We start from the raw sequence: 10,401 nt of genomic DNA on the forward strand, positions 1-10,401 counted from the left end.
CGACAACGACGGCATCGCCTGCGAGTAGCCGACCACCGACCGCTCCACCCACTGACGCACCCCTTCTGCGCAGACGCACCCCTTTTCGAGCCCCAGAACGGGTGCGGCTACCGAGAAGGGGTGCGTCTGCGCTTCGACCCCGCCGGTGTCGCCGTTCCCCGTGCGCCGCCGGGCGGTCGGCACTAAGTTCGGCGATGACGGTTGAGGTTCTACGCGAGGGGGCGGTCCGGCATGGGCAGGACATATTTCAGGGCACTGGGCGCGGTCGCGCTGGCCGGGGGTGCCGCACTTTCTGCGGGCGCCGGCACGGCCGGGGCGGATGTGCTCACCGAGATCAACGGCTGCAGGATCGTGGCGAATCCGAGCCCCGAGGACCGCACGACCTGCCCGGGAGCCGATCTGAGTTCCGCGAACCTGGCGGGCCTGAACCTGAGCTTCGCCGACCTGGCGGGCGCGAACATGAAGCGGGCGAACCTCACCGGCACCAACTTCGCCGCCGCGGATCTGTCGCACGCCGACCTGAGTGACGCGAACATCACCGGCACGAACTCCACGGACTCGCAGCGCAACGCGGTGATCCTGTACAGCACGGACATCGACATCTTCGGCACGATCGTCGGGGACCTGAACATCACCACCGAGCCCGAATGGTCGACCGACGCCCACGAGCGCGCGCTCGCCTCGGTCGTGCCGGTGACACCGCAGGTCCCGTTGCCGTAATCGACTCCGCACCATCCACCCGGGTCGCACTCTGCGCGGTCCGGGTTTTCGTATGCCCGCACCCTTGACATTGGATACTGTCACTATCCATTATTAGATAGTTCCGATATCCAACCTTGGGAGGCGTCAGATGACGACGATCGAACCCGCCCGTTCGACGCACCACTACGACGGCGAACTGGTGGTCTTCCTGATCGGGATGACCATCAACCGGCCGTGGCGGCCCGACCTGTGGTTGCCCACTCTCGTCGCGATGCCGAGAATGCTGCGCGAACTCTCGGAGGACCCCGATTCGGGTCTGCTGGGTTACCGCCTGACGTTCGAGGGGCGCGGCCCGACGGTGATTCAGTACTGGAACTCCGTCGACAAGTTGTACGCCTACGCCAGTGACAGTCAGGCGAAGCACCGCCCGGCCTGGGCCGCGTTCAACCGCCGGGCCCGCAAGGCACCGGGCGCCGTCGGCGTCTGGCACGAGACCTATCCGGTGGACCGCGCCGAGTCGATCTACGTCGGCACACCGGCGATGGGCCTGGCCCGGGCGACCACCCGCGTGCCCGTCGCGCGGAAGTTCAGCGCCGCCCGCGACCGGCTGTTGCGCAGCGGTCACACCCACGAACAGTGATCGACTCAGGAGACCGACATGGAACCGTTGATCGCGCGTCGCCATGGTTCCGCCGTCTCTGCCGAACCCGGGCCTGCTGGTGACGCTGACCGGTCTGCTCGAACTCGCCGGTGCCGCGGGACTGCTGATCCCCCGCACCCTCCTGCAGGTCGTGTTCCTGTCGGCGACGCTCGCCGTCGTGATCTCGTCCGTGCGGGGCCGGGCTACGGAATCGCCCTCCGCAGACCACTCGCTCGCAGCACCCGGCGTTGCACTCCCGCCCGCACCGCATCCTCGGTCCCGATGATCCGCACGTGCTTTCGCGCACGGGTGATCGCGGTGTACAGCAGTTCGCGGGTCAGCAGCGACGACGCCGCGCCGGGCAGTACCACGGTCACCGTGTCGTACTGGCTACCCTGGCTGCGGTGAATCGTCATCGCGTACACCGTCTGCACCGCGGACAGATGCGTCGGATGCAACAGGAGCGGTTCGGTGCCCCGCACGAATGCGGCGAACAGCTCGTCGTCGTCGCGGCGCACGATCACCCCGGTGTCGCCGTTGTAGATCTTCGTTTCGTGATCATTGGCGGTCACCATCAGCGGCTGGCCCGGATACCAGCGATCCGGGTCCAGTCGCTGCCCGGTCGACTGCCCGATCCACTCCATGGCCTGCCGCGCCCACCGCTGCACACCGTACGGACCTTCGCGGTGCGCGCACAACAGCCGGTGCTCCTCCGAATGTCGAAGTGCAGCAGCGGCATCGCCGGATTCCGCGGAATGGGTGACCGCGGCGGCCGTCGCCACCACGTCCGCCTGCAGTGCGCCCAGATCCTCGGGGCCGTGGAACGACACCTCGGGAACACCGCGCGACAGGATCTCCACGACCGCGTCCGGCTCGCCTTCCCGCACCGCGACGGCCAGCTGGGCAATGGCGCCGCCGAAACGCCGTCCTCGGCTGAGCCGGACCACGCCGCCCCGCAACCTGTCCCGTTCGCCCGCACTCAACGCGGCCTCGAGCGGGTCGTCGGTGGCGTCGAGGTCGTCGCCGACGATCCTGGCGAGCACCGGATTCTCGGTGCCCGACACCGGCCGGGCCACGAGATCGGCGAGGACCGCGCCCGCGTCGACGGACGTCAGCTGATCCGGGTCCCCGACGAGCACCAACTGTGTGTCCGGGCGGACGGCCTCGAGGAGCCGGCACATCATCGTCAGCGACACCATCGACGTCTCGTCGACCACGATCACGTCGTACGGCAGGTGATTGTTCGCGTTGTAGCGGAACCGGCTTCCGCCACCACGCTGCCACCCCAGCAGACGATGCAGCGTCATCGCTTTCAGTTCGCGCGGCAATCCGAGTGCGTCGGCCTGCTCCTGCACCGATTCCTGCAACCGCGCCGCGGCCTTCCCGGTGGGCGCGGCGAGCGCGATACGCCGTCCGGGTCCGGGCTGCCTGGTCAGCAACGCCAGCACCCGGGCGACGGTGTGGGTCTTGCCCGTTCCGGGTCCGCCGACCACCACCGACGTCCACTGGGTGGCCGCGACCGCGGCCGCGATCCGTTGTCGATCCGGCGACGGAGCCGGTGCCGTCCGGTCGTGCTGGTCGCGGAACAAACTGTCCAGCCCGTCCCGCAGCGACTGCTCGTCGACGAGGGGGTACCCGACGGCGCGCTGGTCGAGAATCCGCCGGATGGTGGCTTCCTGCCGGAAGTACCGGTCGAGGTAGAGCAGCCCGCCCTCGGCCGTGTCGACGAGCCGCAGCGGTCGGAGCGGTCCCGCGGGACCACCCGTGACCAGCGGGCTCCGGCGCAGAGCCGCGACGACGGTGTCGTCGTCCGGCCAGGGCAGGACGTCGAGATCGACCTCGGATTCCTCGTCGACGGTGACTTCCCGGAACCGCGTCAGGTCCAGGCACACCGAACCGGACCGCACCGCCCGCACCGCCAGCGCCGTCGCCAGCACGACGTCTTCCGAGGATTCGCCGCCGAGCGCCGACAACCGCAGCGCGACGTGCACGTCCGCGGCGGCCAGCACCCCGGCCTCGTTGAAGATCCGCAGCATGCCCTTGCCGCGCTGCGCCACCTGCACCTCGGTCATCGCGCCGTCTCCGCTGCGGAGGCCGACCCGGACAGCAGATCGGACAGCTCGGTGATCAGTGCGGCGGGCGGTGCCCAGTCGAAGACTCCGCAGCCCGGTGGCGTGCCGGGCCCGACCATCCCGCGAACGAACAGGTACTGCACACCGCCGAGGTGCACCGCCGGATCGTAGTCCGGCTGCCGCCAGCGCAGGTAGCGATGCAGCGCAACGGAATACAGCAGGGCCTGCAGTGGATAGTGCGCCCGCAGCATTTCGGCGGCCATCCTCTCGCGGGTGTAGTGCGCGGTGGTCAGGTCGCCCTGCGCGAGACGGTTGGTCTTGTAGTCGACCACGACGTACCGCGGTCCCGGCAGTCGCAGCACCGCGTCGATGCTGCCGGTGAGGTACCCGCGCAGCGGGGTCGGTTCGAGTGTCTGCACGGCGTCGGCGTACGACCGGAGTGGGTCGTCGTCGGGAAGGTGGGTGCGCAGCAGTCTGCCGACGCCGTCGAGCATCACGGTGAGCGACGGCGTGTCGCCGCCGGCGAGGGGCAGTTCGAAGTCGAGTTCCGCCAGCAGGTCTGCGGGTGCCAGGTCGGCGAGTGCCCCCGCGCCGAGCGGAGTGCGCAGCACCGGTACCAGTGCCGCGGCGAGCTGGGCCGGATCGACGTCCGACAGGGTCGACGCGATCACGTCGCGGCAGCATCGCAGGACTTCGTCGTCCAGATCGGGTGCCGCCGTATCGACGATCTCGAAGACGGCGTGGACGAGCGTGCCGAATGTCGCGCCGCCCGGTAGTTCGTTCATCGTCGACGGCAATCCCGCGGTGACGTCGTCCGGCGCGAGCAGTGGCGGTTCGGCCGGCTCGTCCGTCTTCTCCTCGACCTCCGCTTCGCTGCCGACGGCGGGCGCGTCGTGTGCGGACGCCGTCAGCGCCGAATACGACGTGCGACGCCACCGCGTGTCCAGCAGCCGGCGGAACCTCGCGGCCTCCAGGTCGCCGCTGGGCTCACGCTGCGGTGTCCAGCCGACCCGCGGGATGGGTTCGGAACCCACCGCCTCGACGGTCACCGTCTCCGGCGCGGCCGCGCCCCAGGCGGACAACCGTTCGGCGACAATGGGATCCTCGGGGACGGTGACCTTCTGCGGGACGTCCCGCTGCCCGGGCTGCCGACCCAGGATCATCCGGTGCAGCGGCGCGCCGGCCGTCGTGAACGCCGGCGCCCACCACATCACGAGCCCGCACATCGCGCGGGTGACCGCGACGTACAGCAGTCGCAACTCCTCCCCCGCCTCTTCCGCGTCGTGCCGGTTCCTGCGGTCCGCGTAGCCGGGGCTGCCCGGGCCACCGACGTCGAGGACGCGTCGGCCGTCGTCGTCGTGCAGAAGCAGTTTGCTCGGTTTCGAGATCTTGGCGGCGTCCCAGGCGTACGGCAGGTAGACGAGCGGGAATTCGAGGCCCTTGCTGGCGTGGACGGTCGCGATCTGCACCGCCGCAGCGTCGCTGTCGAGGCGCCGGCTGCGGTCCACCCCGCCCGAGGACGGATCCTTCATGCGTTCGGTGAGCCAACGGGTGACCGCCGTCAGGCCGAGCGACTGCTCGACGGCCGCACTGTTGAGCAACTGCGCCACGTGCCGCAGATCGGTCAGCGACCGCTCGCCCGCGGCCACCCGGAGCAGTCTCGCCTCCAGCGCGCCGACCGCGGACAGTCGTTCGAACAGCGCCGCGAAACCGGACTGCGCGAACACCGAGCCGAGCTCCCTCAGCTGCCCGCCGACCTCCGCGACGATGTCGTCGCCGCGGGCGTCGAGTTCCTCCGCGGTGTGGCCGAGCAGTGGGGTGAGCGCGGCCAGCCGCACCCGGTCGGCGCGGTGCGGCTGCTCGATCGCCGCCAGAATCCAGAGCCAGTGCTGCGCAGCGGGAGTGGTGAAGACGCTGGCCCCGCCGGCGAGCACGGACGGCACCCCGGCCCGGTCGAGGGCGTCGTGGACCAGGGTGATCTGGGCGTTGGTGCGCACCAGGACCGCGATGTCGCCGGGCTCGACGAGTCGGGCAGTTCCCCCGACGTCGAGAGTCGCGCCGCCGTCGAGGAGGGCCACGATGTCGGCGGCGAGGTCTGCGGCGATCTTCTTCCGGAGCGGACCCACGGCGGGGTATCCCGACTTGTTGATCGGCCCGGCGCCGGTCCGCGGCAGGTACCGCAGTCGCAGCGGAACAGCGCCCGTCAGGCGCGATTTCGGCCTCGCACCGTCGACGCGGTGCACGACGATCTCGGGATGCCCGAGTGCGGCGCCGCCGTGCAGGTATTCGAGGCCGTCGAGGAGTTCCTGATCGCTGCGCCAGTTGGTGGTCAGTTCCTGGTGCCGGTCGGCGGAGCGCACGGCGTCCAGGTAGCTGAGCACCTCGGCGCCGCGGAACGCGTAGATCGCCTGCTTCGGGTCGCCGACGAGCACCAGCGTCCCGCTGCCGTGGAAGGTTCGGCGCAGGATGTCCCATTGCAGGGGGTCGGTGTCCTGGAACTCGTCGACGAGCACGACGCTGTAGCGTTCGCGGACCCGCCTGCAGGCCGCCTCACCGTGCTCGGGATCGCTGAGGACGCGGTGGAGGAGCATGGGCAGATCGTCGAAGTCCCGCAGCCCCACCGCGCGTTTGCGGCGCTCGACCTCGGCGCGAACCGCCTGGGCGAACGCCACCCGATCTCCGGCCGGGGTGCCCCGCGCATCTTCCGGCGCGAGCACGGCCTGCGGGTCGAAGATGGCGGCGCGGGCGGCGGCAGTGGCCTCCGCGGGGGTGAAGGGCGCGGAGTCGGCGCGACTGTACGCCCGGAGGTACAGGTCGGCGATCACCTCCGTCGTGAGGTCGTCGGCGGCCTCGACGAGCACCGTGTCGGGGTCGCGTTCGCCCGCGATCCCGAGCCCGTCGAGCATCCGCTGGCAGAAGCTGTGGGTGGTGACGATGGTGGCGGCGTCGAAGTCCGACAGTGCCTGCAGCAGGCGCCTGCGACGCAGCGTCACCACGTCGGTTTCGGCCTCGGCGAGGTGCCGGATCACGTGGTCCGCGCTCAGCCGGGCCGCCGCGGGGTCGGCCAACGCGGCTGCGGCGGAACCGAATCGCTCACGGGTGCGTTCCCGCAATTCCTGTGTCGCCGCACGACTGAACGTCACCAGCAGCAACTGCGACAGGTCGACACCGCCCTCGGCGACGAAGCGGGCGGCCAGCCCGACGATCGCGTAGGTCTTGCCGGTACCGGCGCTCGCCTCGAGCACCGTCGTGCCCTCCGGGAGCGGACCGAGCAGGTCGAAGCTCCGCGCGGCGGTCACGGCTGCGCCACCGTCTCGGCGGCGAGCAGCGGCGCCCACAGTTGCCGGGCGTAATTCTCGATCGTCACCGCGTCGCCGAGGACGTCGATGCCGGGTGAGGACCCGTACACGTACGTGATGTGGCGGTCGCGTGCGTCACCGAAATCACTGCTCCATTCCTTCCGGGCCGCCTCGATCGCATCCTCCATGCTGCTGCCGCCGTGCCGTCGCTCGGCGTAGGCCGCCGACGCGCCCGTGGCGATCGGCAACGGCGCGTGCAACCCGAGATCGCGCAGTTCGACCAGTCGCACCAGTTCCTCCAGCGCGTTCTCCGGCGCCGTCAGGGTGGAGCGCCACGCCGGGCGGCTGTACGAGCCGCGGCCGGTCGTCACGGCCGTCCATTCGGTGTCGCCGTCGTGGTCGGATGCCGCGACCGCCAGCAACTGGGCCCACGCGGTGAGGCGGTGCTTCGGTCCGAGCCTCGAATACGTGGTGGTCGCGATCACCGATCCGTGCACACCCCCCACGGTCCCGGTGAGGCGCCGCCCGTCGCCGAGATCGACATCGACGTCGACGGTCTCCGCGCGCCCGACGTGCACGGACCCGCTGACCGCGACGAGCGACTCGACCGCGTGCTCGATGTCGCCGAGCACCGACTCCCCCAACTTGAACGGCGGCAACGTGCCCCGGCGCCACTCGGCGGCGCGGAAGTCGGCGGGTTCGGTGCCCGACAGCCGCGCGAGGAGCATCCTCTGACCGAGGTCCCAGCGGGCGAGCGGATCGGGGGCCACGTCCAGTGCGTCGGCGAGGTCCTCGTCCACGTCGGGGACCCGCAGCCCGAGCCGTTGCCGCAGGAACGCCTGCGTCGGGTGCACCAGGAACGCGACGAGTTCCGCGAGGTCGACGACCTCATCCGGCGTCGGCGGCACCAGCGGCGCCGGCAGGAACGCGGGTTCCGGTTCGGGCGGGTGCTGCGCGGCGCGGGCACCGGCCAGCGCCGCCCGGTCGAAACTGAACGGGCGCTCGGGCCGGAAGTTGCGGGCGTCGAACGGCTGCAACGGATGCCGGGTCACGACGCCGGGGAGGGCATCGCTCCCGACGGTGGCCGCGACCGCGTCGAGCAGTTCGGACAGCGGGATCGCAGGAGGCCGGGACATGCCGGTGACGGGGTCGGCACCCGTGTAGAACAGCAGCAGCTTCTCACTGGCGGACATGACGGCGTCGAGCAGCAACTGCCGGTCCTCGCTACGCGGATCACGTTCGCCGAGAAGAGGATTACGGGCCAGGACGTCGTCGCCGTCCACACTCACGCCCCGCGGGAACACCTCGTCGTCGAGCCCCAGGAGGACGACGACACGGTGCGGCACCGACCGCATCGGCACCATCGTGCACACCGTCAGCTCCCCGGTGCGGAAATTGGCCCGGGTGGGACGTCCCGCGAGCCGGGTGGCGAGCATGGCGCGCACGTCCGACAGTCGAAGGACAGTGTCGCCGCCGTGCTCCGTCGCCGCCCCCAGTTCCCTTCGGGCCTGCGCCAGTTGCCACGTATCGGCGGCACCGACGTCGACGAGCAGGTCCAGCGCCCGGGTGAGCGCGCTCGACCAGTCCGTGACCGACTGCGGCCCGGCGAGCCCGCGCAACGCGACGTCGAGGCGGTCGACGAACTCGGCCAGCCTCCCGGTGAGGTCGATGTCGTTGCTGTCGACGTCGTCGAGCGGAAGAGCCAAGGCGAGCCATTCGCCCGCGGACTCGTCGGCCGCGGCGCCGAGCAGGATGCGGTCGAGTGCGGTGGCGAACGTGTTCTGCGGGAAGTCGCCGAGACCGAACGCCGCGCGCTGTCGCGGTCCGATACCCCAGCGGGCACCCGTCGCGGACACCCATTCCCGGATCCGTTCGAGGTCGTCGTCCCCGAACCGGAACCGCCTGCGCACCGGGGCGGCCGCCGACAGGTCCAGAATCTGGCTCGCCGTCACCCTCGCGTCGGCGAGTTCGAGGAGGCTGGACACCACGGCGAGAACCGGATTGGTCTGGTGCAGGGCCCGGTCAGCGAGGCGGACCCGCAGACGGTGGCCGGGGTGCCCGAGCACGTCCTGCCCGAACGCGGCTCGGATCAGCGGCGCGTACGACTCGACGTCGGGGCACATGACGAGCACGTCGCGCGGTTCGAGAGTCGGATCGTCCTCGAAGAGATGCAGGAGGCATTCGCGCAGGACCTCCACCTGGCGGGCCGGCCCGTGGCACGCGTGGACCTGCACGGACGCGTCGGCGGTGCACTCGGCGAGCGCAGGCGCCCGGTCGTCCCGGACATCGGCCTGCAGGCACCCCAGCAGAGAGTCGGGCGGCGGGGGTCCCGCGTGGTAGCGGTCGTCGACGTCGAGGCGGGTCAGTCTCGACTCGAGTTCGCGCACGTCCCGCGCCAGGCTCGACAGCAGCGGGTGGGCGACGGACAGGGCGGTGTGGTCGTCGGCGCGCGCGAGGACGCCGTCCGCGGTGGACAACGACGACCACAGTGCGGGGCTCGGATGCGGAATCCACAGGTGCACATCACGATGGACGGCCAGCGCGGCGAGGACGGCGATCTGATCGGTCGCGAGGCGCGTCGGACCGAACAGCGACAGCCGGCCGGGGAGTTCGACGAGGTCCGGTTCCTCGCGCAGCCGGGCGCAGGCGGAGTCGAGGCGCTCGGCGGGCGCGGGGCCGCCGATCCTCGTGCGCAGCCGTCGCCACAATTCGGCTTGCCAGAGCAGGTCGTCGTCGAGCGGGCCGCCCGCACCGTCGGTGTTCCGGCCTCCCGCCCAGTCGACCAGCATCGCCGGCCGCTGCGCGGCGTAACTGCGGAACAGTTCGGTCAGGTGCGACGCCGTCGCGTAGCGCCTGCCGGGCCGGTGATCGTCGCCGTCGGGGCCGCCGTGCCCGAGGTGTTTCGCGAGGACGGCGCACCAGGGTTCGCCGAGGCAGTCGTCGACGACACCGAGCAGCGCCCACAACACCCGGGACGGATGCCACGGGTCGTCGTCGGCGGACACTCCGGTGGCGGCGGCGAGGCACTCGTCCACGAGCCGGGCGGGTGACGGGAAGCCGATGTTCGCGGCCACCCCGTCGCCGACGCCGGGCCGGGCACCGAGCGCGGTCGACAGTCGCTGGGTCAGCCAGCGCTCGACACCCTTCGCCGGGACGGCGACGACCTCACGGGCGAACGGATCGGACAGCGGGGTCGCGAGCACGTCACCGAGAGCCGACGCGAGAGTGGTGGAACGCTCGGCGCGATGCAGTACGAGCACGTGGCCTCCCTTCGCTCCCCAACTCCGGTCGGCTCAGACTTACCACACCCCACCGACCCGGGAGGCCACTCTGCAGGTGAGCGGCACGGTGTGCCGGGGCACGCTGTGCCGCTCACGTCAGCGGCCGGGGCGGGCCTGGGTGAGGTGCGGGACCCAGCCGTGGGTGGGCCACTTCTTCAGGCCGACCTTGGCGGGGACGATCCGCTTGTTCACGAATCGGCTCTCCAGTTCGGTGTCGGACTCGCCCGTGAACCGCCACAGCGCCGCGTCGCCGGGCCGCGCCACCGACGACCACGACCTGGCCCGGTATGCGGCCCGAACAATGTTGTCCGCGAACACGATCACCGGGATGTCGTCGGTGTTGCGGACGGCGGCGCCTGCCGCCCAGGCGCCGCGGGACAGTTCGTACACCTCCTCGGAGGTCACGC

6 protein-coding genes and 2 pseudogenes are annotated in these 10,401 nt (G+C 71.1%); 3 read left to right on the forward strand and 5 right to left on the reverse strand.

Annotated features, from left to right (window positions below):
• The coding region (locus tag ACFTZB_RS37570; protein WP_378439763.1) for a hypothetical protein at window positions 1-183 on the reverse strand (183 nt) is incomplete at its 3' end.
• 48 nt (window positions 184-231) lie between these two features.
• Between ACFTZB_RS37570 and ACFTZB_RS37575 the strand changes: the two genes are divergently transcribed.
• From ACFTZB_RS37575 to ACFTZB_RS37585, 3 genes and pseudogenes are all read left to right on the forward strand, one after another.
• Window positions 232-720, forward strand: a complete 489-nt coding sequence (locus ACFTZB_RS37575) for a pentapeptide repeat-containing protein (protein WP_378439765.1) — start codon at window positions 232-234, stop codon at window positions 718-720.
• Window positions 721-850: 130 nt separating this feature from the next.
• A complete protein-coding gene (locus tag ACFTZB_RS37580) occupies window positions 851-1,342 on the forward strand; it encodes a DUF4188 domain-containing protein (protein WP_378439767.1) in 492 nt (163 codons plus the stop codon).
• Window positions 1,343-1,379: 37 nt separating this feature from the next.
• Window positions 1,380-1,628: pseudogene (locus tag ACFTZB_RS37585) on the forward strand (hypothetical protein); the annotation flags it as partial.
• Here the strand turns inward: ACFTZB_RS37585 and recD are convergent.
• The 4 genes and pseudogenes from recD to ACFTZB_RS37605 form a co-directional block, all read right to left on the reverse strand.
• Window positions 1,546-3,414 (reverse strand): exodeoxyribonuclease V subunit alpha, encoded by a 1,869-nt coding sequence (gene recD / locus ACFTZB_RS37590; RefSeq protein ID WP_378439769.1) that lies wholly within the window; start codon window positions 3,412-3,414, stop codon window positions 1,546-1,548. The pseudogene ACFTZB_RS37585 and the gene recD overlap by 83 nt on opposite strands.
• Window positions 3,411-6,752, reverse strand: a complete 3,342-nt coding sequence (locus ACFTZB_RS37595; protein ID WP_378439771.1) for a UvrD-helicase domain-containing protein — start codon at window positions 6,750-6,752, stop codon at window positions 3,411-3,413. The genes recD and ACFTZB_RS37595 overlap by 4 nt, the downstream gene beginning before the upstream one ends.
• A complete protein-coding gene (recC, locus tag ACFTZB_RS37600; RefSeq protein ID WP_378439773.1) occupies window positions 6,710-9,973 on the reverse strand; it encodes an exodeoxyribonuclease V subunit gamma in 3,264 nt (1,087 codons plus the stop codon). The genes ACFTZB_RS37595 and recC overlap by 43 nt, the downstream gene beginning before the upstream one ends.
• A 117-nt stretch (window positions 9,974-10,090) precedes the next feature.
• Window positions 10,091-10,401: pseudogene (locus ACFTZB_RS37605) on the reverse strand (GIY-YIG nuclease family protein); the annotation flags it as partial.

This window comes from Rhodococcus sp. NPDC057014, from assembly GCF_042673295.1.
Lineage (GTDB): Bacteria > Actinomycetota > Actinomycetes > Mycobacteriales > Mycobacteriaceae > Rhodococcus_F.